Source organism: Microbacterium pseudoresistens (genome assembly GCF_013409745.1).
Taxonomy (GTDB): Bacteria; Actinomycetota; Actinomycetes; order Actinomycetales; family Microbacteriaceae; genus Microbacterium; species Microbacterium pseudoresistens.
The window spans coordinates 1,425,511-1,451,451 of record NZ_JACCBH010000001.1; the positions used below are offsets into that span (position 1 = coordinate 1,425,511).

Below are 25,941 nucleotides of genomic sequence, written 5' to 3' on the forward strand. Positions count from 1 at the left end.
CGTCCTATCCTGCCGGAAACTCCCTGAAAACGCTCATCGACCTGCGGTATAGAGCCCGGTTCGCTGTCGCTCGGCAGAGGCGCGGCGATGCGTCGGCGGTAACGTGGACGGGTGACCGCGACCGCCGACGACTCCGCATCCACAGCCTCCGCGCGCTCGCGCATCCTCGCTCGCAAGGAGGGGGCGGTCGGTCGCCTGACCCTCGATCGTCCCGAAGCGCTCAACGCGCTGGATCTCGGGATGATCCGCGACATGCGCGCCGCGCTCGACGCGTGGCGCGACGACACCGACGTGCAGATCGTGTACATCGACGGCGCGGGGGAGCGCGGGCTGTGCGCGGGTGGCGACGTGCGCGCACTGTACGACTTCATCCGCGATGGCCGGGTCGACGAGACTGTTGCGTTCTTCCGCGAAGAGTACGCGCTCGATGCCGAGATCGCCGAGTACCCGAAGCCGGTGGTCGTGATCGCCGACGGCATCACGATGGGCGGGGGTATGGGCGTCGCAGGGCACGCGGCGATCCGCATCGTCACCGAGCGGTCCCGGCTCGCAATGCCCGAGACGCGGATCGGGTTCACGCCCGACGTCGGCGGCACCTGGCTGCTCGGGCGGGCGCCGGGGCGTCTGGGGGAATACCTCGCCATGACGGGCGACTCGATGACGGGCGCCGACGCGGTCTATGCCGGCTTCGCCGATCACCTCGTTCCCTCCGACCGCCTGGATGCGCTGCGCGAGGCGCTGGCCTATCGGGCCGATCCGACGGGGCCCAGCGAGATCGTGCTGCTGTTCGACGAGACCCCCGGGCCCTCGGCGCTCGAATCGGCGCGGCGCTGGATCGATGAGGCGTTCTCCGGCGACTCCGTCGTCGAGGTCGTCGCGCGGCTGCGCGCAGCGTCGGAGGAGGGCCGCGTCGAGGGCGCGCCGACGCCCGCGGAGACGGCCGACCTGCTCGAGCAGCTTTCTCCGACGGCGCTCGCCGTGGCGCTGGATGCCGTGCGCGAGGCGCGGGGCATGAGCGATCTGCGCGAGGCGCTGGCGGGCGAATACCGGCGGGTGCTGTGGTTCGCGCAGCATCATCCCGATCTCGTCGAGGGCATCCGCGCTCAGCTCGTCGACAAGGACCGCGATCCGCAATGGCAGCCGGCTACGATCGTCGAGCTCGCACCGGATGCCGCATCCGGCGCCCGCGACGCCACCCCGCCCGTCGCGCTCTGGGACTGACGGGCCGGTCCTCCTCCCCAGTCCGTCCGATCGCAGAGTTGTGCACCGTGTCTGGCGCCGGCGCCGGCGGAGTCCGCCCCGCCGCGTCGTTTCGGTGGCGTCGCCGCACCGATCGGGGGCAGAATGGAGGCGTGATCGTGCCGTTCGAGGTTCTCGGGATGATCGTCACGGCGGCGGGGATCGTGGTGACGATCGGCATCGCCATGTTCGCCGGGTTCGCCTGGGTCGTCCGCAGGATCGACGCGGTGGATACGAAGCTCACCGATCGGATCGACGCCATGGGTGCCGAGCTCACGGAGGTCAAGATCGCCGTGGCGCGGCTCGAGGGGCCGAGGCCGCACCTCATCGTCGGACGCTGAGGGCAGGCCGGCCCGCGGCATCGTTTCGCTATCAGCGAAGCACCCGATCTCGCCGGTGAGAATGTCGGTGGTCCGTGCGAATCTATAACGCGGCATTCGTGCCCGCGTTCCACCCCAGCAAGTTCTGCTCCCACAAGGAAGTCCGCCTGTGCTCGGAAAGCTCCTCGTCCGCTATCTCTCCCGCTACCGATGGCTTCTGCTCGGCGTGCTGGTCTTCCAGTTCGCCAGTGCGATGGCCATGCTCTACCTGCCCTCGCTCAACGCCGACATCATCAATGAGGGCGTCGCCAAGGCCGACACCGGTTTCATCTGGTCGCACGGCCTGTTCATGCTGGCGGTCTCGCTCGGGCAGATCGTCGCCTCGGTCATCGCCACGTACTTCGCCGCGCGCGCCGCGATGGGGCTGGGCCGCGATATCCGCGGCGACGTGTTCTCCCGCGTCAGCGGCTTCTCCGAGCGCGAGGTCTCGCGCTTCGGCGCGGGCTCGCTCATCACACGCAACACGAACGACGTGCAGCAGGTGCAGATGCTGGCGATGATGGGCGCGACGATGTTCGTCACCGCACCGCTGCTCGCCATCGGCGGCATCATCATGGCGGTGCGCCAGGACGTCGGTCTCAGTTGGCTCATCGCCGTCTCCGTCCCGGTCCTGCTCATCCTCGCCGCACTCGTGATCGGACGCATGGTGCCGCTGTTCCGCAGGTTCCAGGCCAAGCTCGACACCGTGAACCGCGTGATGCGCGAGCAGCTCACCGGCGTGCGCGTCGTGCGCGCTTTCGTGCGCGAGCGCATCGAGGAGGAGCGCTTCCGCGACGCGAACACCGACATCATGATCGTCGGCCGCAAGGTCGGATCGCTCTTCGTTCTCCTGTTCCCGCTGTTCATGCTCATCCTCAACGTCACCGTCGTCGCCGTCATCTGGTTCGGCGGCATCGAGGTCAATGCGGGCAATGTCGAGATCGGCACGCTGTTCGCCTTCATGCAGTACATCGGGCAGATCATGGGCGGCGTCATCATGTCGAGCTTCATGGCGATGATGATCCCGCGCGCGGCCGTCTCGGCCGAGCGCGTGGGCGAGGTGCTCGACGCGGAGAGCAGCATGACGCGCCCGGAGAACGGGGCGACCGAGTTCGCGCAGCCCGGCGCCGTCGCCTTCGACGACGTCGAGTTCACCTACCCCGGCGCCGAGGCTCCGGTTCTCACCGGCATCAGCTTCGCCGCCGACCCAGGAGACACCGTCGCGATCGTCGGATCGACCGGCGCGGGCAAGACCACCCTGGTCTCGCTCATCCCGAGACTGTTCGACGTGACCGGCGGCAGCGTCGCGGTCGGCGGCACGGATGTGCGCGAGGCCGACGTCGACGCGCTGTGGCAGAGCATCGGGCTCGTCCCGCAGCGTCCGTTCCTGTTCACCGGCACCATCGCGTCCAACCTGCGCTTCGGCCGCGAGGACGCTACGGACGAAGAGCTGTGGAAGGCACTCGAGATCGCCCAGGCCAAGGATTTCGTCGAGGAGATGCCCGACGGGCTCGAGTCGCGGATCGCGCAGGGCGGCACGAACGTCTCCGGAGGGCAGCGCCAGCGTCTCGCGATCGCCCGCGCGATCGTGCACCAGCCGCAGGTGCTCGTCTTCGACGATTCGTTCTCGGCGCTCGATCTCACCACCGATGCCCGACTGCGCCAGGCGCTGTGGCGCGAGCTGCCGGGTGTCACCAAGATCGTGGTCGCCCAGCGCGTGTCGACCATCACCGATGCCGACCGCATCGTCGTGCTCGAGGGCGGGACGATGGTGGGCGTCGGCACTCATGAGGAGCTGCTGGAGACCAATGACACCTACCGCGAGATCGTCGAGTCGCAGCTGGGGGTGGACGCATGAGCGCCGATGAGGCCAAGCTGAGCCGTCGCGAACGGATGATCGCCGCGCGCGAGGCGCGCACGGGGGCGGCCACCGCCACCGCCGAGCTCTCCGAAGAGGAGAAGTACGAGGAGGAGCTCGCCGAGAAGGCGCGCCTCGACGGCGGAGGCATGTTCGACGGGCCGGCCCCCGGCAAGGCCGAGACCTTCTGGCCGAGCTTCAAGAGGATGCTGGGGCTGCTCAAGCCCTCCGCCGTCGCCTTCGTGATCGTGTCGATCCTCGGCGCGATCGGCGTCGTGCTGGCGGTCGCCGCGCCGAAGGTGCTCGGCCAGGCGACCAACCTGGTGTTCGAGGGCTTCGTCTCCAAGGCGATGGGCGACAACGGCGTTCCGGCCGACCTGTCGCAGGATCAGGTCGTCGAGCGGCTGCGTTCGCAGGGGCAGAACGACTTCGCCAACATGGTCGCCGCGATGCAGGACTTCCAGGTCGGTGCCGGCGTCGACTTCGAGCAGCTGCGGTGGATCATCACCGCGGTGCTTGCGATCTACGTCGTCTCGGCTCTTCTCAGCTGGATCCAGGGCTACGTCATCAACGTCATCATGGTGCGCACGATGTGGCGTCTTCGCGAAGACGTCGAGGCGAAGATCAACAGGCTCCCGCTGTCGTACTTCGACAAGGTGCAGCGCGGCGAGCTGATCTCGCGCGTCACGAACGACATCGACAACATCACCCAGACGATGCAGCAGTCGCTCTCGGGGGCGCTGACGTCGATCCTCACCGTGGTCGGCGTGCTCGTGATGATGTTCTCCATCTCGTGGCAGCTCGCACTCGTCGCCCTCGTGGCCCTGCCGCTCATGGGCGTGATCTTCGGTGTGATCGGACCGCGCTCGCAGAAGGCGTTCAGCTCGCAGTGGAAGAAGGTCGGCCGCCTCAACGCTCGCGTCGAGGAGGCGTTCTCCGGCCACGCGCTGGTGAAGGTGTACGGCCGCGAGAAGGATGCGCTGGAGAGCTTCCAGGTCGAGAACGAAGAGCTGTTCCAGGCCAGCTTCAAGGCGCAGTTCCTCTCCGGCATCATCATGCCGGCGATGCAGTTCATCGGCAGCCTCACGTACGTGGGCATCGCCGTGCTCGGCGGCCTCATGGTCGCCAGCGGCCAGATCCGCCTCGGCGACGTGCAGGCCTTCATCCAGTACTCGCAGCAGTTCACCCAGCCGCTGTCCGAGCTGGGCGGCATGGCGGCGGTCGTGCAGTCCGGCACGGCGTCGGCCGAGCGGGTGTTCGACCTGCTCGACGCCGATGAGCAGGAGGCCGATGCCGAGGACGCGCCGACCGTCACCGACGGCAAGGGCGTGATCGAGTTCGAGCACGTCGCGTTCTCGTACACCCCCGAGCGCCCCCTCATCACCGACCTGTCGTTCCGGGTGGAGCCTGGCCAGACGGTCGCGATCGTGGGGCCGACGGGTGCCGGCAAGACGACGCTGGTGAACCTCATCATGCGGTTCTACGAGCTGAACTCGGGGCGCATCCTGCTCGACGGGCAGGACATCGCGGAGATGACCCGCGAGGATCTGCGCGCGCGCACCGGCATGGTGCTGCAGGATCCCTGGCTGTTCGCCGGGAGCATTCAGGAGAACATCCGCTACGGCAAGGCGACAGCTACCGACGACGAGGTGCTCGAGGCCGCGAAGGCGACCTACGTGGACCGTTTCGTGCACGCCCTTCCTGACGGATACGACACCGTGCTCGACGAAGACGCCTCGAACGTGTCGGCGGGAGAGCGCCAGCTCATCACGATCGCGCGCGCCTTCGTCGCGCGGCCGTCGATCCTCATCCTCGATGAGGCCACGAGCGCGGTCGACACTCGCACCGAGCTGCTGCTGCAGCACGCGATGGCGGCGCTGCGCAAGGGACGCACCTCGTTCGTCATCGCGCACCGGCTCTCGACGATCCGCGACGCCGACCTCATCCTCGTGATGGAGCACGGCGACATCGTCGAGCAGGGCACGCACGACGAGCTCATCTCGGCGGAGGGCGCCTACTGGCGGCTGTACCAGTCGCAGTTCGAACAGGCCGCGACGGATGTCGATGCCGAGGCGGCTCTCACCGGAACCTCACCGGTGATCGTGACGGGCGAGGCGGCGGGAGAAGTCACCGCCGACATCGCGACGGCGGCGGCGGCCACGGTCGCCTCCGACCCCGCGACGGCCGAAGCGGCTGCGCGCGAGGTGTTCCTCGACGGCGGCGAATCGCCGCAGCAGTGAGCACACCGCAGCAGTGAGCAGTGGTGCCGTGCCCCCAGACGGGGCGCGGCGCCACTGTGCTGGTGACTGCTCCGCTGGGACCGCTCAGCCGGTGACGGCGCCGAGACCGAACAGCTCGAGCGGATGCGTGAGGCGCCACCAGAAGTCCGGGCCGTGCAGCTCTGAGCCGAGCACGAGTTCGGCGTCGGTCGAATCGAGCGGCCCGGTGATCGTCACCGTGCCGGCCTTCGCCCCCTCGGCCCAGTCATCGCCCAGCGAGAACGCCGTGGTCCCGGAGGCCGCGGCGCCGTTCCACAGCACGACCCGCGCATCGTCGCCCGCGACGACGTCGACGTGCTCGCCCCAGAGGGTGTCGACGGAGCCGAGCACCGCACCCTTCGCCACCGTCGGCGCCTGATTCCGCAGCGCCTCCTCGACCTCGTCGTATAGCGCCGCGGTGCCGTCGTAGCGGGAGGCGTCGTCGGGCTGGGCGACGACGGCGGCGAACATCCGCACCGTGGTGCCGTCGACGGTGATCTCCTTGGCGGTGAGCAGGTTGAACAGCTCCTGTTCGTCTTCGCCGATCGTTCCCGTCTTGATGCCGATGTAGCCGGGCTGGCCGAGCAACCGGTTCGTGTTGGTCACGGTGCCTGCCCCGGGCAGGTCGACGGCCTGGGTCGCCACGATCTCTCCGATCACCGGGTTGGCGACGGCGATCTTGCCGAGCTCGACGAGGGCGCGGGCGGTGGCGATGTTGTCCCACGCGAAGCCCGAGGGGGTCGCCAGCTCGATCCCGGCGAGGTCGCGCTGCGAGAGCCACCGCTCGCCGGCGGCGACGAAGTCGCGGTCCGATCCCCAGATCTCGTCCGAGAGCCGATCCGCGTAGTTGTTGGCCGAGCCCATGAGGATGCCCTGGAGCAGCTGGTACTCGGTGAGCACGCCGTCGACGGGCACATCGAGCGAGGACTGGTTCTCTTCGCGGTACTGCCAGTACTCGGCGCTGTCGACGTCGTCGAAGGAGAACGTCGGCCCCTGCTCGCCGACGCCCAGCGGCAGCGCATCCAGCGCGGTGAGCACGGTGACGACCTTGGTGAGGCTGGCCATCGGCACCTGGCTCTCGTTCGCGGCCACCGTGCTCAACCCCTCGATGCCGATCGCGGCGGTGCCCGCGGTGGGCCAGGTGACGGCGGCTGCGGGGGCGGCTGCGGGGGTGAAGTCGACGGCTGAGACGGCCGGTGCGACGTTGTGCAGCGGCCAGAGCGCTGTGGTCACGGCGTAGGTGCCCAGCGCCGCGGCGAGCACGGTCAGCGGCACGATCACCCCGGCGCGGGAGCGGAATCGATGCGGCCCGTCGCTGAGCAGATCACGCCGCGTGTAGGCGGCAGTCGTCGAGGAGCCGGATGCCGAGGAGGCCGCCAGGCGCTCCTCGTCGACCCAGGCGAGCGCGTCGCCCACGGGGTCGAGGCGGGGTTCGGGGGCGGATTCGAGGCCGGCTTCGGTAGCGGGTGAGGGCGGGTTGACCGCCGGCGCGGCGGGGGGCGCGGGATCGGCCTCGTCGATGCTCACCCGCTCTACCGTACCCGTGCGTCGCGACCGTGTCGCCCTCGACGCCGCATCGCACCGCGTTCCGCGATAGTATGGCGCGAAACCACGGGAGTCCGAGCATTCGGGCTGAGAGGAAGCGAACCGCGCTTCGACCGTCGAACCTGATCCGGATAATGCCGGCGCAGGGAGGAGTATCAATGAACACGTCTGCCTTCACGCCGTCCACCGCGGAGGAATCCGCATCGCGCGCATCCGTCACCGGCCGATCCGAGCGGCGCGGCTGGCGCGTCGTCGACATCGTCGTCGCCGCCGTCCTCGGTGTGGCGATCGGGCTCGTCTTCTGGGTGTGGAACACCATCGGCTACGCCTGGTTCACCGCGGCCGACGGCCTCACGCCCGGCTTCGGCGGCATCGCGGCGGGCATCTGGCTGCTCGGCGGTGTCGTGGGCGGCCTCGTCATCCGCAAACCGGGAGCCGCACTGGTCGTCGAGCTCGTCGCGGCGATCGTCTCCATGCTCATCGGAAACGTATGGGGCGTCTCGACCATCCTGTCGGGCCTCGTGCAGGGCCTTGGTGCCGAGCTCGTCTTCGCGCTGTTCCTGTACCGCCGTTTCACCCCGACGGTGGCGGTGCTCGCCGGTGTCGGCGCGGCCGCGGGTGCCTGGATCTTCGAGCTCTTCTACGGCTCGTCGCCCAACATCCTCAAGTCGTTCGAGGTCAACGCGATCTACCTCGGCTCGCTCGTCGTGTCGGGTGCGATCCTGGCGGGGCTCGTCGGCTGGCTGCTCGTGCGCGCTCTCGCCGCAACAGGGGCGCTGAGCCGTTTCGCGGCTGGTCGCGAAACGCGCATCGAGGTCTGACATGGCGGTGTCACCCGCTCGCGTCGTCGCCGAGGGGTGGGGCTGGCGATACGCGGGGCGGCGCCTGCCCGCAGTGCGCGACGTCACGGTGACGATCGAGCCGGGCGAGCGCGTGCTGCTGCTCGGTGCATCCGGAGCCGGCAAATCCACCCTGATGGCGGGGATGGCCGGTCTTCTCGGTGACGCCGAGGAGGGGGAGGAGTCCGGATCTCTCACGATCGACGGCACACGGCCCGAACAGCAACGCGGGCGCGTGGGGCTCGTGCTGCAGGATCCGGATGCCGGTGTCGTGCTCTCGCGCGTCGGCGACGATGTCGCGTTCGGCTGCGAGAACCTCGGCGTGCCTACCGCGGAGATCCCCGTCCGGGTCGCCGAGGCGCTGGAGGCCGTCGGACTCGATGTGCCGCCGCGCCGCGCGACCAAGGCGCTCTCGGGCGGGCAGAAGCAGCGCCTCTCGCTCGCGGGAGCCCTCGCGATGCGTCCGGGACTCCTCTTGCTCGACGAGCCCACCGCCAACCTCGACCCCGAGGGCGTGCAGGAGATCCGCGGCAGCGTGCAGCGCGTCGTGGAGGAGACCGGGGCGACGCTCGTCGTCATCGAGCATCGCACCGAGGTGTGGACCGACCTGATGACGAGGGTGATCGTGGTGGCCGCCGACGGCGGGCTGCTCGCCGACGGCGCGCCCGCCGAGGTGTTCGCCCGCCACGGCGACGCGCTCGCCGATGCGGGGGTGTGGGTGCCCGGGCATCCGATCCGACTGCCGGTGCTGCCGACGGCATCCGCATCGGGAGCGACGGATGTGCTGCGCACGCAGGGACTCGCCGTGTCACGCGACCGTCGTCATGCGGTGCGCGCCGGACTCGACGTCGGCATCCCGGATGCGTCGGCGACGGCGATCACGGGGCCCAATGGTGCCGGCAAGTCGACCTTCGCGCTGACGCTCGCGGGGCTGCTGCCTCCGTTGGCGGGCGAGGTGGTCGCGGCCGAGCGCCTGCGCGGGCGCCGCGGCCTGCATCCCGACCACTGGTCGTCGCGCGAGCTGCTCACTCGCATCGGCACGGTGTTCCAGGAGCCGGAGCACCAGTTCCTCGCCCAGACGCTGCGCGAGGAGCTGGCGGTCGGGCCGCGGGCTCTCGGATACGACGATGCGCGGATCGATGCAGTCGTCGACGGGCTGCTGGAGCGGATCGGGCTCGCCCCGCTCGCCGCCGCCAACCCGTTCACCCTTTCGGGCGGCCAGAAGCGGCGCCTGTCGGTCGCGACCGTGCTGGCGGCATCGCCGTCGGTGATCGTGCTCGACGAACCCACCTTCGGGCAGGACCGGCGCGGATGGATCGAGCTCGTCACGATGCTGCAGGAGCAGATCGCCGCGGGAACGGCGATCATCGCCGTCACGCATGACGCCGAGGTGGTGCGCCATCTCGGCGGGCACCGGATCGCGCTGACTCCCGATGCGGGCGGGACGGAGGCGGCCGCATGAGCCGCGCCCGCGAGCTCGTCCCCGCTCTGCCCGCGACGGCGCCGGGGAAGGACGAGGTCGGCCGCGCGCCCTGGATCGCGGGGGTCAACCCCGTCACCCGCATCGTGCTCGCGCTCGTGCTGTCGATCCCGCTGTTCGCCTCGATCGACGTCGTGAGCGGTCTGGTCGCCATCGGCTTGCAGCTGCTGTGCGTTCCGTTGACGGGTCTGTCGGTGGGTACGGTGCTGCGCCGACTCGCCCTGCTGCTCGCGATCGCGCCGGTGGCGGGCATCAGCATGCTGCTCTACGCCGCGCCCGAGGGCCGGGTGCTGTGGAGTTTCGGCTTCGCCACGATCAGCGAGGGATCGATCCAGCTCGCCATCGCGGTGAGCGTCCGCGTCATCGCCCTGGGCCTGCCCACCATCCTGCTGTTCGGCCGGACCGATCCCACTGAGCTCGCGGATGCGCTCGCGCAGGTCGCGCATCTGCCCAGCCGGTTCGTGCTCGGCGTGCTCGCCGGCACACGGATGCTCGGACTGTTCGTCGACGACTGGCGCACCATGATTCTCGCCCGCCGGGCGCGCGGGGTGGGTGACCGTGGCGTGATCCGGCGGTTCCTGTCGATGTCGTTCGTGCTGCTCGTGTTCGCCGTGCGGCGGGGCACGAAGCTGGCCATGGCGATGGAGGCGCGCGGTTTTGGCTCCGACATCCCGCGCACCTGGTCGCGGCCGTCGCGCCTGTCGTGGCGCGATGCCGTGGCGCTCGCGGGCGGCCTGGCGATCATGGCGCTGGCGCTCGCCGCCGCCGTGGCCGCCGGAACCTTCCGCTTCATCTGGAGCTGAGAGCGCGTGCGGGTCGAGTACGTGGCGCGTGGGCATCCATCCGAGAACAGGCATCCGGCCCGCGTCGGGCGGATGAACGCCATTTCTGCCTGATTCCGGGCGGATGCCTGTTTTGGGGTGCGCGAGACGGGGCGCGGAGAATCCGCTCGCGGATGTCAGCGGGCGTCGAGCTCGGCGACGAGGCGGCGCGGCGCCGTCACACGGAAGGACGCGTCGATGAGTTCGGCGACCTCCTGCCAGTCCGTCTGGGCGTCGAGGTCGATACCGAGCCAGCCCGCCGGGCCCAGGTAGGCGGGCACCCAGAACCGCGGATCCTGCCGCAGCGCCGGGTCGTCGCCGGGATCGGGACGCACCAGGATCGCAGCGTCGTGAGCGATCCAGTGCTCATCGACGCGCTGCGAGCCGCCGTAGTAGCAGAACACCTTCTGCGTGAAGAACGCCGGTCGTCCGTGACTGACCTTCTCCGCGGCCGAGGGCAGGGCACACGCGATCTCCCGCACCCGCGCGAGCAGCGGATCGTCGGGGGAGAACATCAGCGGATGCGCCATCGCGGCTTCCTCACGTCGCGTTCCAGAGGTCCTGGTAATAGGCCATGCGCTCACGGTCGGGGGTGAGGCCGTAGGCAGTGACGAGTGCGTCCTGCCAGCCCGGGCCGTAGTTCCACTCCGTGCTCATTGCGGTGACGGCGATATCGGCCCAGCGGTCTGCGATGCCGAGGGCGGCCAGGTCGACGTGGGCCACGGGGCGGCCGTCGTCATCGAGGAGGGTGTTCGGGGCGCACGCATCGCCATGGCACACGACGAGCAGATCCGTCTCCGGCGGCGTACGAAGGTCGGCGGGAATGGCGATGCCCCGCCCGGCGGCGTTCGCGATCCGCGCGGGGACCTCCCAGGACCACGCGCATTCGGCGACGGGCAGGGCCTCGTGGAGCATCCGGAGCCCCTCGCCGAGGGCGCGCACGGCGGTGGCCGGTTCGTCGACCCAGCGCGGGTCGACGGCGCTGCGTGCATCGATGGCGACGGTCACGAGCCACTCCTCGGTGCCGTCCTCACCGTGGTCGATCACCTCGGGCACGCGCGTCCAGCGCCGCGCCCATCGCATCCGCTCGGCCTCGTCGCGCATGCTCGTCTCGGCGTTGCGCGGCCCGTGCTTGATGTACCGTCCGTCGTCGGTGCGGAAGGTGACGCCTCCGAGGTTGTTGAGCCAGACCGCTCTCAGCGCCGCGCCCCGTGCCAGCTCGCGTACCCGGGCGGGTACGGCGACATCGACGGACGGGATGCTCATCTCCCCATGGTGGCACGCGCGTGACGGCGTCACACCCGGTCGCGCAGCACCTCTTCCAGCACGATGGCATGGGTGTGCTCCTCGTCGTGGAGCGCGTAGACGAGTGTGACGACGTCCTTGCCGCGGATCGCTGCCACGAGTTCGTCGAGCGCCTCGGCATCGTCGCCGGACAGTTCGCTGCGGTAACGCGCGGCGCACTCGTCGAAGTCGGCATCCGTCTCGGCGGCGTGCCACGCTTTGCGCAGTTCTGGCGAAGGGGCCACCTCCTTCGCCCATAGGTCGATCGCGGCGCGGTCCTTGGAGACGCCGCGCGGCCACAGCCGGTCGACGAGCACGCGGAACCCGTCGCCGGGCTCGGCGGTGTCGTAGGCTCGCTTGCGACGCAGGTCCATGACCCCAGCCAACACCCGTCCCGACGATTTCGCCAGGGATCGCGTGCATGCTGATACTTAGGATCACGTATCCTGAGACTCAGTCGCCTATCTGATCGTGCGACCGAGCCGTGACGTTCGAAGGAGAACACATGCAGATCCAGGGAACCGGCGCCCTTATCACGGGCGGCGCCAGCGGACTCGGGCTCGCCACCGCGAAGCGCCTCGCCGCTGCAGGCGCGCACGTGACGATCGCCGACCTGCCCTCATCGCCCGGTGAACAGGTGGCGGCCGAACTCGGCGGCGTCTTCGCCGCCGCCGACGTCACCGACGCCGAGCAGGTGCGCGCCGCGGTCGCCGCCGCGCAGCAGGCCGCGCCGCTGCGGATCGTCGTGAACTGCGCAGGGATCGCTCCGCCGGCCAAGGTGCTCGACCGCGACGGAAACCCCGGCTCGCTCGCTGATTTCGAGAAGATCATCCGTATCAATCTCATCGGCACGTACAACGTAATCGGGCAGGCCTCGGCCGTCATCGCGCAGAACCAGCCGACCGAGAGCGGCGACCGCGGCGTCATCGTCAACACGGCCAGCGTGGCCGCCTTCGACGGTCAGATCGGCCAGCCCGCGTACTCGGCGTCGAAGGGCGGCGTACATGCCATGACCCTGCCGATCGCCCGTGAGCTCGCGCGCTACGGCATCCGCGTGTGCACGATCGCGCCGGGGATCATGGAGACGCCGATGCTCGCGGGTCTGCCCGAAGCGGCGCAGGACTCTCTCGGACAGCAGGTGCCGTATCCCTCGCGCCTCGGCCGGCCCGACGAATACGCCGTGCTCGCGCAGCAGATCGTCGAGAACGGCTATCTCAACGGCGAGACCATCCGCCTCGACGGCGCGATCCGCATGGCGCCGAAGTGAGCGGCGCGATAGACCGTCTCGAGCACACAGACCAGGAGTACCCATGACCGAGAAGAAGCCGCTCTCCGGCAAGACCATCCTGATGTCCGGCGGAAGCCGCGGAATCGGGCTCGCGATCGCCCTGCGCGCCGCCGCCGACGGGGCGAACATCGCCCTGCTCGCCAAGACCGATACACCCAACCCCAAGCTCGAGGGCACGATCCACACGGCGGCCGAGCAGATCCGTGCCGTGGGCGGGCGGGCGCTGCCGATCGTCGGCGACGTGCGCGACGACTCCGACATCACCGAGGCCGTGATGAAGGCCCAGGGCGAGTTCGGCGGCATCGACATCGTCGTGAACAACGCCAGCGTCATCGACCTGTCGCGCTCGCTCGATCTCGCCGCCAAGAAGTACGACCTCATGCAGGACGTCAACGTGCGCGGCACGTTCATGCTCTCCCGTGCCGCCATCCCGCAGCTGCGCGAGTCGGGCAACCCGCACATCCTCTCCCTCTCGCCGCCGCTGAACCCGAGCCCGAAATGGTTGGGGGCGCACACCGGCTACACGCTGGCGAAGTTCGGGATGACGATGGTGACGCTGGGCCTGGCCGCGGAGTTCGCCGAGGACGGCATCGCCGCGAACACGCTGTGGCCGCGCACGACCATCGCCACCGCCGCCGTGCAGAACCTCCTCGGCGGCGACAAGGTGATGGCCGCCAGCCGTACCGCCGACATCTATGCGGATGCCGCCTACGCTGTGCTCACCAAGCCGTCGCGGGAGTGCACGGGCCAGTCGCTCATCGTCGAAGACGTGCTCGAAGCCGAGGGCGTGACCGACTTCTCCCACTACGCCGCCGTACCTGGCACCCCCGACGACCGGCTCTTCCCGGACATCTTCCTCGACTGATCACTCCTGCGCCGGGTACGTCGCTCAGACCAGAAGGTAGAGCGATCCGATGATCGTCATGATGATGACGAGCCGGTCGAAGAGCGCCTGCGGGATGCGCGACGCGATGCCCAGGCCGATGAGGGCGCCGATGACCACGGCGGGGGCGAGGGCGAGATCCATCCACAGCACCTCGGGAGTGAACAATCCGATCCCGGCGAGGAACGGGACTTTCACCAGGTTGACGATCGCGAAGAACCAGGCCGCGGTGCCGAGGAACGTCATCACCGGGGCCCTCGTGGCGAGGAAGTACATCGACATCGCGGGTCCGCCGGCGTTCGCGACCATGGTGGTGAACCCGCCGAGGGCGCCGTACGAGCTCGCCGCGAGCACGCCTCCGGACGACGTGCCGGATGCCGGGCGACGACGGCGCCACAGGGTGATCCCGATCATCGTGAGCAGGATCACGGCGATCGCCCGCCGGGTGAGGGCGTCGTCGCTCCAGGCGAGGAACGCGAATCCGAGCAGCAGACCGATCACGACCGCGGGGGCCAGCCGCAGGAGGGTGCGCCAGTCGGCATGTCGCCGGTAGGCGGTGAGGGCGAACACGTCGCCGACGATGAGGAGCAGGAGCATCGCCGCCGTCGACGTGCGCGCCGGCAGGATCGCCGCGAAGGCGGCGATGGCGAGCGTGTTGCCGCCGGGCACCGCCGTCTTCGAGATGCCGATGGTCATGGCGGCCAGTGCGAGCACGACCCACGCCCAGGGCGCGAAGTCAGGCATCCGCTCGGATCGCTGTCAGGGCGGTATCGGTGATCGGTCTGCGCGGGGACATCTCCGCAAGGCTAGCCCCAGCCGCCTCCCACCCGGCCTCCCTTACTCTGGAGGGATGACCGAGAAGCCCGCATCCGTCCGCGCGACGCGCATCACTGCGCTCCGCGACACGCAGGTGCGCCCGGCCACAGCGCCCGCGGCCTCCGCCGCACCTCAGGTGCGGCCGACGACAGAGGGGTGGACGCAGCAGAAGGACGACGAGGGGCGTCCGCTGCTGCAGTTCGCCAGTCCCAAGCGCGGCAAGCCGCCGGTGCACCTGGCCGACCTCACGCCCGATGAGCGGGTGGAGAAGGTCAAGGAGCTGGGGCTGCCCGGTTTCCGCGCGAAGCAGCTCGCGACGCACTACTTCACGCACTACACGTCCGATCCCGCGGAGATGACAGACCTCCCCGCCGCGCAGCGCGAGGAGTTCGTGGCCGGGATGCTCCCGCCGCTGCTCACCGAGGTGCGGCGCCTGGAGACCGACCGCGGCGACACGATCAAGTTCCTCTGGCGCCTGCACGACGGTGCGCTCGTCGAGTCGGTGCTCATGCGCTACCCGGGTCGGATCACGCTGTGCGTGTCTTCGCAGGCCGGATGCGGCATGAACTGCCCGTTCTGCGCCACCGGTCAGGCGGGGCTCACCCGCAACATGTCGACGGCCGAGATCATCGAGCAGATCGTGCGCGCCAACCGGCTCATCGCCGATGGAGGCCTGGGAGGCAAGAAGGCCGACGATCACAGCATGGAGCGTGTGTCCAACATCGTCTTCATGGGGATGGGCGAGCCGCTGGCCAACTACAAGCGGGTCATGGATGCCGTGCGCGTCATGGTCGCCCCGCAGCCGCAGGGGCTCGGCATGAGCGCGCGCGGCATCACGGTGTCGACGGTGGGTCTTGTGCCCGCCATCCGCAAGCTCGCCGACGAGGACATCCCGGTCACCTTCGCCCTGTCACTGCACGCGCCCGACGACGAGCTGCGCGACGAGCTCATCCCCGTCAACTCGCGCTGGAAGGTCGATGAGGCCCTCGACGCCGCTCGCGGCTACTTCGAGAAGACGGGGCGGCGCGTGTCGATCGAATACGCGCTCATCAAGGACATGAACGATCACGCCTGGCGCGCCGACCTGCTGGCCGACAAGCTCAACGCCCGCGGCCGCGGTTGGGTGCATGTGAACCCCATCCCGCTGAACCCCACGCCCGGGTCGATCTGGACGGCGTCGGAGAAGCCCGTGCAGGACGAGTTCGTGCGCCGGCTCAACGACGCGGGCATCCCCACGACCCTCCGCGACACCCGCGGCAAGGAGATCGACGGGGCCTGCGGCCAGCTCGTCGCGACGACGGAGGATGAGGCCGCCGCCGCGGCGATGGCCTGACCCGCCAGCGACTGCTCGAGCGCGCGCATCGAGACGGCGAGCAGGGCCTCGGCGATGTCGACGTAGCACCTCTATCAGCATTCGGTGTATACATACGTTGATATATGAGATACCGTATCTCGTATCTACTCAACGACGACGGTTGGGATAACAACGACGTTATGGATATCTTCGGCAATCTGCTTTCGGGCTTCGAGACGCTTCTCACCCCGTTCACTCTGCTCATGTGCGTGGTCGGCGGTCTCCTCGGCACACTGATCGGCGTGCTTCCCGGCCTGGGAGCGACGGCCGCCTTGGCCATTCTCTTGCCGCTCACAACCCAGATGAGCGTGATCGACTCGATCGTCTTACTGTGCGGTGTCTTCATGGGCTCGTTCTACGGGTCCTCGACGACCTCCATTCTTCTGAACACACCAGGACAGCCGGCTTCCGTCCCCGTAACCAGGGACGGCTACGCACTGGCGAAGATCGGCAAGGCTGGCACTGCGCTCGTGGTCTGCGGCGTCGCCTCTTTCGTCGGTGGGACCTTCTCGATAATCGTCCTGACCTTCTTCGCTCCCGCGCTGGCCCAGGTAGCGATTCATGTGGGTCCGCCTGAATACTTCGCCGTCCTCGTTGCCGCGCTGATGCTCGTGTTGAGCCTCGCCGGAAAGAGTCTGATCAAGGGGCTGATCACGGCGCTGCTGGGCTTCGTGATCTACCTCGTTGGGCTGGATCCGGTTTCGGGCCTCCCGCGGCTGACCTTCGGGGTCGACTCGCTTCTCGGCGGCATCGACTTCATCCCCGTTTTGATCGGTCTTTACGCGATCTCAGAGATCCTGATCAACTTCACGGACAACCGCGGAGGAGTGCTGTATCAAAAGGTGGGGAAGCTCTACCCGACATGGAAAGAAATTCGACGGATCTTCCTGCCCGCCAGCCGGGGCGCTGTGATCGGCACGGGCATCGGCGTGGTCCCCGGGGGTAGCGCCGCGGCCGCCGCCTTCGTCGGCTACGAGGTCGAGCAGCGGATGGCCAAAGACAAGAGCATGTTCGGGAAGGGCGAACTCCGGGGGATCGCCTCGTCGGAATCGGCGAACAACGCCGCGACCGGCGGCGCCATGGTCCCGCTCTTCACACTGGGAATCCCCGCGGATCCTGCGATCGCCGTGCTACTCGGCGCACTCATCATCCAGGGCGCGACTCCAGGGCCGACCTTCTTCACAGAGCACAGCGTGCTCGCTTGGACGATCATCGCCAGCCTCTTCGTGACCAACGTCATCCTGTTGATCCTCAACGTCCCTCTGGTCGGGATGTGGGCATCCATCATCAAGGTGCCCTATCCGATCCTCGCCGGCATCGTCCTCACTGTCTGCACGATCGGCTCCTACGCCGTCCGCAACTCGATGGTCGACGTGATCGCGATGCTCATCTTCGGCGTCCTCGGCTATGCGATGCGGAAGATGGACTTTCCTTTGGAGCCGCTCGTACTGACGCTGATCCTGGCGCCGATCATCAACCCCGCGTTCATCCAGAGCCTGGCGATGTCGAACGGGAACCCGGCCATATTCGTGACCCGGCCGTTCGCACTCCTCTTCTTCGTCATCGCGGCCGCGCTGTTGTTCTTCAGCCTGCGTAGCCGTAAGCGCAAAGAACTCGTCTCCGTGCTCGAAGAATACTGACTCGTCCCACGCAACATCTCATCATCTGCAAAGGAGCAAGAAAATGAAGAAGAAGCGCATCATCACCGCACTGGCGGTCGCGACCGTCGCGGCGATCGGTCTCGCCGGCTGCAGCGGGAACGGCGGCTCTGCCGCCGAGGAGGACTATCCCACCTCGTCGATCGACATCACTGTCCCCTTCGCGCCCGGAGGTGCGACAGACACCTTCGCTCGCATGATCGCCGAGTACGCCGAGAGCGAGGGACACCAGGCGACCGTTCTCAACAAGGAGGGCGCGGGCGGCATCGTCGGGACTCAGGCCGTGCTCAACTCCAAGCCAGACGGCTACTCGATCGCGGCGACGGCAGCGTCGAGCTCTCTTCTGAACTTCACCATCGGGACCGACGTCCCCTACGACCCGGAGGACTTCACGTACATCTCCCGGGTTCTTCTGACCCCTCTGGCTCTCGTGGTGCCCGGGGACTCCCCCTATCAGAACGTGCGCGAACTGCTGGATGCGGTGAAGAAGAACCCGGGGAACTTCAGTTTCGGGACTTCTGCGGCGGGGGGACCCTCTACCTTCGGACTCGGCGAACTCCTTATCTCGGAGGGGATCGATCCGTCCGAGCTCAAGATGGTCATCTTCAACGGTGGTGCGCCGACTGTGACCGCGGTTGCCGGCGCCCAGGTGGACTTCGCCGCTCAGCTCGCCCCAGAGGTCATGCAGCTGACCAAAGATGGCACAATCCGCGCCCTCGCGATCAGCTCCGACCGGCCGATCGCGGGGCTTGACGCGCCGACGAACGAAGAAGCAGGAGTGCCCGCCTTCTCGCACCAGTCGGTGTCCGGACTCGCGGGACCCGCTGATCTCCCGCCCAACGTCGTGGAGTTCTGGCAGGACCTCATCCAGAAGGCGCTCGACGACCCCGAGTTCCAGAAGAAGGTCGAGGAGCAGCTAGGAGCTCAGCCCGCGTACCTGTCAGGTGCTGACTATCTCGAATGGAACCTCGACCAGATCAAGACATACACGGAACTGGCCGCTCAACTCAACATCACCGAGTAAACAAGGAGAACAAGACGATGCAGGTCTACGAACGCCCCGACCACCCCTGGATCAAGGACAAGAGTTACTACGTCGCACCTCTGAACTATGACGAGAAGGTCTCGGCGCAGAGGACGGCGGCGGAGGGCGCGGACATCTCGCCCCAGCTGTACGACTCGACCATTCGGAAGATCCTGCTCACGCCGGGACTCCGCCCGACCATCCACGGCATGGTGCGCATCGCCGAACTGCTGGAGGGTATTGGGGTGAAGCATTTCACCTCGAACATCCACTGGTGGAAGGACCCGCAACCGGAAGCGCTTGAATGGGCTGTCGCCGAGGCGATCCTCAAGGCGAACTTCTCGTTCGACACGTCGATCACTCTTGACACCGCCTGGTCGGACGACTGGCGACGGGGTGCGGAGGATCTGGCTGAGCTTGGTATGGTGCGCCCGGTATTCCTGTTCCAGCCGATGCGCGAAGATCGTGGGAAGCGCTCGCCGGAGAAGACCTATGATCGCGTGCGCGAGATCATGGGCGGGATCAAGGACATGGGTCTGCGTCCTGGCTTGATGATCACTGATGTGGGGCGCGCCTCCTGGGAGGACCTGGTGGGCCTCAGTCGTGCCGGAATCGAGGCGGGAGCGGATCTGCTCAACGTGACAGATTCGGGAAGCAGCCTCAGCCATCACGGGATGCGAGTGCTCCTGAACTCCCTAAGGAAAGAGCTGGACACCGACGTCGAGTTCCTCGTGCACACGCACGATGACTTCGGTCTCGGAACACCGGTCGCCATCGAGACCGTGCTGCAGGGCGACTCCATCGAACTGAGCTTCAACGGCATCTCCGACCGAGCGGGCTTCCCCTCGTTCGAAGAGACGATCGTGTGCCTCGAGTCGATGTACGGACTGCCTAGCGGCTACGACATGAAACTCGTCTCGCAGATCTGTGAACTCGTTAAGCAGGAGTCGATCGCTCCCCATCCGTGGAAGGCGCTGAGCGGGGATCACGCGTTCATGCTGGACCTCCCGTACTCGGCCGCTCCGGCGTTGGAGAAGGGGCGTGGATCCTTCCCGCCGGTCTGGAACTGCGTCGACCCCAGTTGGCTCGGCTACGCGCCGCAGATGAACTGGCTGCGACAGTTCATGTACGGACCGGTTGTCGAGTCGAAGCTCCGCTCCCTCGGGCTCCCGACCGACAAGGCGTCCGCCGACGAGTTCCGCGCCGTGCTGTCGCGGGAGTTCGCCTCCATGAAGGAATATCCGATCTGGGTGGAAGAAGAAGCGTTCGACGAGCTTGCGCAGCTCACCCTCGGAGAACGCGGAAAATAGACCGTTCTCGCAGGGGGTGTCTGCCCCCTGCGAGAAGGACGGAGTTGACCAATGACATCTCTTCACTCGATTCGCTCGGCCACCATTGCGGCTGCGATCACCGCGGCCGTCGGCGTCCTCTGCATCGTTGGTGGCCTTCAGTTGCCGTTCCACTACGCGGGTTCGATCGGGCCAGCCTGGCTCCCGCTCGTTATCGGCATCCTGCTGATCGTCTGCGCGATCGCGTACTGGATCGGCGCGGTCCGCGCCGACGAGGCCATCACCTGGACGGACCGCTCTGGCTGGCTGACCATCGGCGGAATATACGTCGCGTTCATCGCCTTCCTTGTCGTGGCGAACTTGACCTTCTTCGCTCTCGGCGCCTTCGTATTCATCGTCCTCTTCCTCACGGCCGTCAACTCCTATTCCATCGTCAAGCGCTTCGTCATCGCCCTGCTGTCGGCGGGCGCGATCCACGTCGTGTTCGTGATGTTGCTCGAGCTTCCCCTTCCAGGAGCACGGTGGTGAAGAACGTTTCCGCCTCCGTCCGCGGACTGCGCGACGAGCTCTCACGAGGAAGGACCACTGCTCGACAACTCGTCGAACGGTATGCGGCACGCATCGTCGACGAGAACTCCCGATGGCACTGCTATCGGGAGACGAACTTCGACGAGGCGCGGCGTGTGGCGGCGACGTTCGATCGGGATGCTTCGTCGTTCCCGCACGTACTGAGCGGCATCCCGGTGGGGATCAAGGACGTCTTTCCTCTTTCCACTGTTCCCGCACGGTCCGGTAGCGCGGTCGTCCCCCGACGGGACGCGGCGGAATCAGGCCTCTCGCGGCATCTGCGGTCGATGTCGACGCCGGTTCTCGGCCTGCAGACCTGCCACGAGTTCGCCTACGGCCCGCTCGGCGATGTCAGCCACCCCATGCCGGCGGTGAACCCTCGCGACCCCGGGCTCGTACCGGGCGGATCCAGCAGTGGATCAGCGGTGGCGGTCGCCACGGGGCTCGCGCCCCTGTCCTTCGGGACGGACACCGGAGGATCTATCCGGACGCCCGCGGCCGTCAACGCCCTGGTGGGATTCATGCCCGCGGAGAACAGCGTGGACATGAGCATGATGAGTCACCTCTCTCCTTCTTTGGACCGTGTGGGTCCGATCGCGGCCGATGTGGAGAGCGCCTATCTCGGCTGGCTTTCGCTCACCGGGGGATCGGCCTCGTTGGAGGACCTTCCAGAAATTGAACCCGTCGGGCAGCGCATCGGCGTGCTCTCCGGACCGTCTTTCGACGACCTCGATGCGACCGTCTCCGCCGGATATGAGGCGTTCCTCTCCCGCCTGGGCAGGAGACGGGCTCCTGGCACCGCGAGGCTCGACGCCACGCCGGGAATCGACGCGCAGGGGACGATCGTCGGTGCGGAGGCCTGGCGTCTCTATGCCGATCTCGCGACGGACGAGAACTCCCGCATGGGCAAGGAGGTCGCGGGCAGGATCCGTCGGGGGGGAGAGATCAGCGCGGAGGAGTATGCGCACGCGCAGCAGCGCGGGCGAGAATTCGACGCGGCCCTGAAGCAGCTCCTCGATGAGTTCGATCTGCTGATCTGCCCGACGACGCCGATCGCCATCCCTCGCGTCGGACAGCGCGAGTTTCTGCGCGCTGATGGGACCGCGGAGTCGATCTATCGCGCGGTGACGCGCCACACCTCTCCGTTCAATGTCTCCTCGGCCTCGGCGCTCACCGTGCCCTATGACACCACCTCCGCGAATCCTTTCAGCGTCCAGATCGTCACGAAGATCGGCGCGGAAACACTCGCGTTCGGCCTGGCGGCCACCATCGAAAGGAAGTATCAGAAATGACTTCGGAGTCCTCCGTGCTCGCCGGGGTATGGAACAACTTCCCTCTCGCCGGCCTCGGCTCCGTGGCCCATGCCGCGGGTTATCGACTCGCAGTCCTCGACTACGAGCACGGCGTCTTCACCACCGAGTCCGCGTTCGCACAAGTCCAGCAATTGAAGGCGGAGGGCGTCACGGTGTTCGTCAAGCCGGGCACGAACACCCGCTGGTTCGTTCAGCAGGCGCTCGATCACGGTGCCGACGGTGTGATCATCCCCCACGTCGAGGGCGCTGTGCACGCAGCTGAGATCGCGGGATACACCAAGTTCGCCCCGGATGGCACTCGGAGCGCCGCCTCCGGCACGCAGACGCGCTTCCGTGCCGTCGGACACCGATGGATGGAGGAAGAGAACGCCCGTGTCCTCTGTATCCCCATGATCGAGCGGGCAACCGCGCTGGAGCAGATCGAAGACATCGTCGCCGAAGAGAATGTCGATGGCATCTTTATCGGATCGGCGGACCTCTCGCTGTCTCGTGGCCGAGGTGCGTACGCCCGCACCGCAGAAGACTTCGCAGACTTCGCCCGTATCGCGGCGGTCTGCGTCGCTGCGGGCAAGCCCTGGGGTATCGGCGGCTGGGTGTCGGAGGAGCGAGAGTTCGCCCGGGCCCACGGCGCCACGTGGATCGTGACGTGCATGGACTTCACTGCTCTCGAACAGGGCATGCGGCTCGCAATCGCGGACGTCCCAGAGGCGGTGGTGTCGTGATCAGGCTCGGAACCGCCCAGATCGCCGCGGGGTCCTCGAAGAAGGAGAACCTCGAGCGGATCAGCCGGATCGTCGCTGAAGCCCGGGCTGCGGGAGTCGAGCTTCTCGTCCTCCCGGAGTACAGCTCCTACTGGGATGGCGAGGAGTTCGGGCGAGGATTCACGGAGAACGCGGAGCCCGTGTCTGACGGCGAGTTCGTGACCACTCTTCGCGGGCTGGCGAGCGATGCCGGCATGTGGATCGTCGCTGGCATGCTCGAGACTGCACCGGACGAGAAGAAGCGGGTTTTCAACACCGTTGTCGGCGTCTCTCCCTCCGGAGTCGTAGAGGTTACCTACCGCAAGATCCACCTCTACGACGCCTACGGGGGGACGGAGTCAGTCTTCCTCCTCCACGGCGACCCGGATCAGCGCCCCAGATTCCGCGCCGGCGGGCTCACCTTCGCGGTGTCGACCTGTTACGACGTCAGGTTTCCTGAGATCATGCGCCGGGGCGGAGAGGACCCGGCGGATGCGATCCTGCTGCCGGCCGTGTGGACACCCGGTCCCCTCAAGAGCATGCACTGGGAGACGCTCACCCGCGCACGGGCGATCGAGAACATCGCCTATCTCGCTGCGGTGACGGCTCCATTCCCGGAGTCGATCGGGCAGAGTCGCGTCCTTGGCCCCGACGGCACCGTGCTCTGCGAAGCGGGCGCCCGGGAGCAGCTGCTGACGGTCGATCTCAACCACGCGGCGGTCAGCGCGGAGCGCGATCGCAACACGAGCCTGACCAACAGGCGTTATCGAGTGATCGGAGACAAGAAATGACCTATGCCTCGGCAGTGGCGGATGCTATTCGGGAATCGGACATCGACGTTGTCGGCTATGTGCCGTCGGTGACCATCGCACCAGTGATCAAGCACCTCATCAAGGCGAGGGAGCAATCCCTCTCTGCGCCGAACGTCATCCAACTGTCTCGTGAGGAAGAAGCCATGGGCGTGCTCGGGGCTCTTCCCTTCGCGGGCAAGCTTGGCGCGGTGATCATGCAGGACAACGGCTTCGGCAACGCGCTGACCGCGATGACGACATTCTTGCAGTCCTACCACCTCCCTCTGCTGATCTTCGCGAACACACGTGGCGGCCTCGGCGAGTACAACTCGATGATTCATAGCATCAGTCAGCCGATGCCCGGTGTGCTCCGCGCCTTCGGGTTCGCGGTGTTCGAGATCGACTTCTCGCTGGATGAGAAAAAATGGGGCCAGGTCGTCCGTGAGGCAGTCGTGCACGCGGTGATGACTTACCGGCCCGTGGTGGTGCTCGCCTCGTTCTGGGGCACGGACGGAAAGGTCGCATGATGAGAAGGATCGATGCACTCGAGGTTCTCGCCCCCCGTCTGAGAAATAACCCAGTCGTGGTGACCTGTGCGGCAACGAGCCGAGAATTGGCCCACGTTCAGGACTCGGACAACCATCTGTACCTGCTCGATTCGATGGGACTGGTCGGCTCGGTGGCCGCAGGACTCGCACTCGCACTGGGCGACGGTGGTGAGAAGGTCATCGCCATTGAAGGGGACGGCTCACTGCTCATGAATCCCAACGTTCTCTTCACAGACGCTGCGCTGAAGCCCGAGAATCTTGTGATCGTGCTGCTGGACAACGGCGTCTTTGGCTCGACCGGAAACCTCCCGACGTACGCCGGGAACATCGACCTCGGCGCCGCCGCGGAAGCGCTTGGCCATGAGGTGCGCCGCGCGCAGGATGCCGATACTCTTCTCGCCGGGCTCGAGGAGTTACTCTCCGTCGATGGCCCGAGCCTGCTCCACGTTCGCACGGAGGTCGGCAACGCTGAAGTGGACAAGCTCCTCGTAGACCCCGTCGACATCAAGACACGCTTCACCTCGTGGCTCACCGGAGCACGCATCGAGGGGGCAGATGATGTTCGTTGACGGAGTATGGCGCGCAGCATCCGAGCGTCAGTCGCACCCCGTGGTCAACCCTGCGAACGGAGATGTCATCGACACCATCCCGTTATCGACACTTGACGACTGCTCAGCGGCGGTGGACGCTGCAGTCTCCGCGTTCGATGCGTGGTCGCAGACCGCGCCGCGTGACAGGTCGGATCTGCTCTATGAGGCGTGGCGGAGTCTGACCGCGCGCACTGAGGAACTGGCGGAACTGATCGTGGCAGAGAACGGGAAGACCATGGACGACGCGAGCGCAGAGGTCGTCTACGCCCTCGACTTCCTGCGCTGGTTCGCCGAAGAGGCGGTACGGATTCGGGGGGATTACAGGAGAGCACCACGTGGCGATAAGCGCATCATCGTCGATCGAGTACCGGTCGGACCGGCACTGCTGATTACTCCCTGGAACTACCCAGCGGCGATGATCACACGGAAGCTGGGACCCGCCCTCGCCGCGGGGTGCACGACGATTATCAAGCCTGCGTTGGAGACACCGCTGACTGCGCGTGAGATCGTGCGGACCTTTGATGAACTCGGGGCGCCGAAGGGCGTAATCAATCTGGTGACCCCGAGCAATGCGGGCCCTGCGGTGGACCGCATGCTCGAGACGGGTGAGATCCGCAAACTGTCCTTCACTGGATCCACAGTCGTGGGACGCATCCTGCTGCGCGCATCCGCCGAGCACGTCGTTAAGACGTCGATGGAACTCGGCGGAAATGCACCTTTCCTCGTCTTGGAGAGCGCGTCCATCGACGAGGCCGTAGAGGGCGCGATCCAGGCGAAACTCCGCAATGGAGGCGCGGCCTGCACGGCGGCCAACCGACTCTACGTTCACCGTTCCCTTGTGAGTGAGTTCGCCGATCGCCTCTCCGCAAGGGTCTCCTCTTTTCGGGTAGGATCTGGTGACGACCGCACCAGCACGGTTGGAGCGCTCGTCTCGGCCGCTGAAGTCCACAAGATCCGGGACCTCATCGCTCGGGGCAAGGGGCAAGGAGCGCGCGTAGTGTTCGAGTCCGAGATTCCCGAGCAGGGGGCCTTCATGAACATCACCGTTCTGAAGGGAATCGAGTCGGACAATGTGCTTACGCAACAGGAGATCTTTGGACCCGTCTTCCCCATCGTCGAGTTCGACGATGAGGAAGAGGCTGTGCGGCTCGCCAACATGACCGAGTACGGGCTGGTGGCCTACGTCTTCGGCAGCGAGGTGGACGCCATGCGGGTCGGCCATCGGCTGAAGGTGGGGATGGTCGGAGTTAACCGCGGTGTCGTCAGCGATGCTGCAGCGCCCTTCGGCGGTGTGAAGGAGAGCGGCATCGGGAGAGAAGGATCGTTCGAAGGACTGGACGAGTATCTTCAGGTGAAGTATCTGGCTGTCAGCGGTTGATGCCTTGTTAGTTTCAAGC

The 25,941-nt window shown here is 67.1% G+C and carries 25 protein-coding genes and 1 riboswitch; of the genes, 20 read left to right on the plus strand and 5 right to left on the minus strand.

Annotated features, from left to right (window positions below; translation table 11 throughout):
* Nucleotides 1–111 precede the first annotated feature (111 nt).
* From BKA02_RS07070 to BKA02_RS07085, 4 genes are all read left to right on the plus strand, one after another.
* Complete coding sequence (locus tag BKA02_RS07070; protein WP_179432592.1) at nucleotides 112–1,221, plus strand: 3-hydroxyisobutyryl-CoA hydrolase; 1,110 nt, start codon at nucleotides 112–114, stop codon at nucleotides 1,219–1,221.
* A gap of 131 nt (nucleotides 1,222–1,352) precedes the next feature.
* On the plus strand, nucleotides 1,353–1,580 hold the full coding sequence (locus BKA02_RS07075; protein ID WP_343045366.1) for a hypothetical protein: 228 nt from the start codon (nucleotides 1,353–1,355) through the stop codon (nucleotides 1,578–1,580).
* A gap of 148 nt (nucleotides 1,581–1,728) precedes the next feature.
* A complete protein-coding gene (locus BKA02_RS07080; protein WP_179432594.1) occupies nucleotides 1,729–3,456 on the plus strand; it encodes an ABC transporter transmembrane domain-containing protein in 1,728 nt (575 codons plus the stop codon).
* A gap of 35 nt (nucleotides 3,457–3,491) precedes the next feature.
* Nucleotides 3,492–5,696, plus strand: a complete 2,205-nt coding sequence (locus tag BKA02_RS07085) for an ABC transporter ATP-binding protein (RefSeq protein ID WP_179435300.1) — start codon at nucleotides 3,492–3,494, stop codon at nucleotides 5,694–5,696.
* Between the two features lie 84 nt (nucleotides 5,697–5,780).
* Here BKA02_RS07085 and BKA02_RS07090 read toward each other — a convergent pair whose 3' ends face one another.
* Nucleotides 5,781–7,241 carry a D-alanyl-D-alanine carboxypeptidase family protein gene (locus BKA02_RS07090; protein WP_179432596.1) on the minus strand — a complete coding sequence of 487 codons (1,461 nt, stop codon included), beginning with the start codon at nucleotides 7,239–7,241 and terminating at the stop codon, nucleotides 5,781–5,783.
* Between the two features lie 74 nt (nucleotides 7,242–7,315).
* Nucleotides 7,316–7,425, plus strand: a riboswitch (TPP riboswitch).
* Between BKA02_RS07090 and BKA02_RS07095 the strand changes: the two genes are divergently transcribed.
* From BKA02_RS07095 to BKA02_RS07105, 3 genes are all read left to right on the plus strand, one after another.
* The gene (locus BKA02_RS07095; protein WP_179432598.1) at nucleotides 7,418–8,080 is read left to right on the plus strand and encodes an ECF transporter S component; all 663 of its coding nucleotides are present in this window, start codon (nucleotides 7,418–7,420) and stop codon (nucleotides 8,078–8,080) included. (Overlaps the previous riboswitch by 8 nt.)
* Nucleotide 8,081: 1 nt before the next feature.
* Complete coding sequence (locus BKA02_RS07100; protein ID WP_179432600.1) at nucleotides 8,082–9,560, plus strand: ABC transporter ATP-binding protein; 1,479 nt, start codon at nucleotides 8,082–8,084, stop codon at nucleotides 9,558–9,560.
* On the plus strand, nucleotides 9,557–10,381 hold the full coding sequence (locus BKA02_RS07105) for an energy-coupling factor transporter transmembrane component T family protein (protein ID WP_179432602.1): 825 nt from the start codon (nucleotides 9,557–9,559) through the stop codon (nucleotides 10,379–10,381). Before BKA02_RS07100 ends, BKA02_RS07105 begins: the two co-directional genes overlap by 4 nt.
* A 155-nt stretch (nucleotides 10,382–10,536) precedes the next feature.
* Here the strand turns inward: BKA02_RS07105 and BKA02_RS07110 are convergent, their stop codons facing one another.
* Genes BKA02_RS07110 through BKA02_RS07120 form a run of 3 tightly spaced genes read right to left on the minus strand, consistent with a single transcriptional unit; the run spans nucleotide 10,537 to nucleotide 12,057 of the window.
* On the minus strand, nucleotides 10,537–10,929 hold the full coding sequence (locus tag BKA02_RS07110) for an MmcQ/YjbR family DNA-binding protein (protein ID WP_179432604.1): 393 nt from the start codon (nucleotides 10,927–10,929) through the stop codon (nucleotides 10,537–10,539).
* 10 nt (nucleotides 10,930–10,939) lie between these two features.
* Nucleotides 10,940–11,665, minus strand: coding sequence for an aminoglycoside 3'-phosphotransferase (locus BKA02_RS07115; protein WP_179432606.1), 726 nt, complete (start codon nucleotides 11,663–11,665; stop codon nucleotides 10,940–10,942).
* Nucleotides 11,666–11,694: 29 nt separating this feature from the next.
* Nucleotides 11,695–12,057 (minus strand): DUF488 domain-containing protein, encoded by a 363-nt coding sequence (locus BKA02_RS07120; RefSeq protein WP_179432608.1) that lies wholly within the window; start codon nucleotides 12,055–12,057, stop codon nucleotides 11,695–11,697.
* Nucleotides 12,058–12,188: 131 nt separating this feature from the next.
* Between BKA02_RS07120 and BKA02_RS07125 the strand changes: the two genes are divergently transcribed.
* Nucleotides 12,189–12,950 carry an SDR family NAD(P)-dependent oxidoreductase gene (locus BKA02_RS07125; RefSeq protein WP_179432610.1) on the plus strand — a complete coding sequence of 254 codons (762 nt, stop codon included), beginning with the start codon at nucleotides 12,189–12,191 and terminating at the stop codon, nucleotides 12,948–12,950.
* Between the two features lie 43 nt (nucleotides 12,951–12,993).
* Complete coding sequence (locus tag BKA02_RS07130) at nucleotides 12,994–13,836, plus strand: SDR family oxidoreductase (RefSeq protein ID WP_179432612.1); 843 nt, start codon at nucleotides 12,994–12,996, stop codon at nucleotides 13,834–13,836.
* A gap of 24 nt (nucleotides 13,837–13,860) precedes the next feature.
* On the opposite strand, the gene BKA02_RS07135 is transcribed toward BKA02_RS07130, so the two are convergent.
* Nucleotides 13,861–14,598 (minus strand): sulfite exporter TauE/SafE family protein, encoded by a 738-nt coding sequence (locus BKA02_RS07135; RefSeq protein WP_179432614.1) that lies wholly within the window; start codon nucleotides 14,596–14,598, stop codon nucleotides 13,861–13,863.
* A 106-nt stretch (nucleotides 14,599–14,704) separates the two neighbouring features.
* On the opposite strand from BKA02_RS07135, the gene rlmN reads away from it, so the two are divergent.
* From rlmN to BKA02_RS07190, 11 genes are all read left to right on the plus strand, one after another.
* Entirely contained in the window at nucleotides 14,705–16,003 is a 1,299-nt protein-coding gene (rlmN, locus tag BKA02_RS07140; RefSeq protein ID WP_179432616.1) for a dual-specificity RNA methyltransferase RlmN, read from the plus strand.
* 161 nt (nucleotides 16,004–16,164) lie between these two features.
* Nucleotides 16,165–17,664, plus strand: a complete 1,500-nt coding sequence (locus tag BKA02_RS07145) for a tripartite tricarboxylate transporter permease (protein ID WP_179432618.1) — start codon at nucleotides 16,165–16,167, stop codon at nucleotides 17,662–17,664.
* 43 nt (nucleotides 17,665–17,707) lie between these two features.
* Entirely contained in the window at nucleotides 17,708–18,706 is a 999-nt protein-coding gene (locus tag BKA02_RS07150; protein WP_179432620.1) for a Bug family tripartite tricarboxylate transporter substrate binding protein, read from the plus strand.
* A gap of 17 nt (nucleotides 18,707–18,723) precedes the next feature.
* Nucleotides 18,724–20,016: a hypothetical protein gene (locus BKA02_RS07155; protein WP_179432622.1), complete on the plus strand. Its 1,293-nt coding sequence runs from the start codon at nucleotides 18,724–18,726 to the stop codon at nucleotides 20,014–20,016.
* Nucleotides 20,017–20,067: 51 nt separating this feature from the next.
* Entirely contained in the window at nucleotides 20,068–20,523 is a 456-nt protein-coding gene (locus tag BKA02_RS07160) for a tripartite tricarboxylate transporter TctB family protein (RefSeq protein WP_179432624.1), read from the plus strand.
* On the plus strand, nucleotides 20,520–21,854 hold the full coding sequence (locus BKA02_RS07165) for an amidase family protein (protein ID WP_179432626.1): 1,335 nt from the start codon (nucleotides 20,520–20,522) through the stop codon (nucleotides 21,852–21,854). The genes BKA02_RS07160 and BKA02_RS07165 overlap by 4 nt, the downstream gene beginning before the upstream one ends.
* Nucleotides 21,851–22,597, plus strand: a complete 747-nt coding sequence (locus BKA02_RS07170) for an HpcH/HpaI aldolase family protein (protein ID WP_179432628.1) — start codon at nucleotides 21,851–21,853, stop codon at nucleotides 22,595–22,597. The genes BKA02_RS07165 and BKA02_RS07170 overlap by 4 nt, the downstream gene beginning before the upstream one ends.
* Nucleotides 22,594–23,406 (plus strand): nitrilase-related carbon-nitrogen hydrolase, encoded by an 813-nt coding sequence (locus tag BKA02_RS07175; RefSeq protein WP_179432630.1) that lies wholly within the window; start codon nucleotides 22,594–22,596, stop codon nucleotides 23,404–23,406. The genes BKA02_RS07170 and BKA02_RS07175 overlap by 4 nt, the downstream gene beginning before the upstream one ends.
* Entirely contained in the window at nucleotides 23,403–23,933 is a 531-nt protein-coding gene (locus BKA02_RS07180; protein ID WP_179432632.1) for a thiamine pyrophosphate-binding protein, read from the plus strand. The genes BKA02_RS07175 and BKA02_RS07180 overlap by 4 nt, the downstream gene beginning before the upstream one ends.
* Nucleotides 23,930–24,523: a thiamine pyrophosphate-dependent enzyme gene (locus BKA02_RS07185; RefSeq protein WP_246285991.1), complete on the plus strand. Its 594-nt coding sequence runs from the start codon at nucleotides 23,930–23,932 to the stop codon at nucleotides 24,521–24,523. Before BKA02_RS07180 ends, BKA02_RS07185 begins: the two co-directional genes overlap by 4 nt.
* Nucleotides 24,510–25,922: an NAD-dependent succinate-semialdehyde dehydrogenase gene (locus tag BKA02_RS07190; protein WP_179432635.1), complete on the plus strand. Its 1,413-nt coding sequence runs from the start codon at nucleotides 24,510–24,512 to the stop codon at nucleotides 25,920–25,922. Before BKA02_RS07185 ends, BKA02_RS07190 begins: the two co-directional genes overlap by 14 nt.
* Nucleotides 25,923–25,941: the final 19 nt, after the last annotated feature.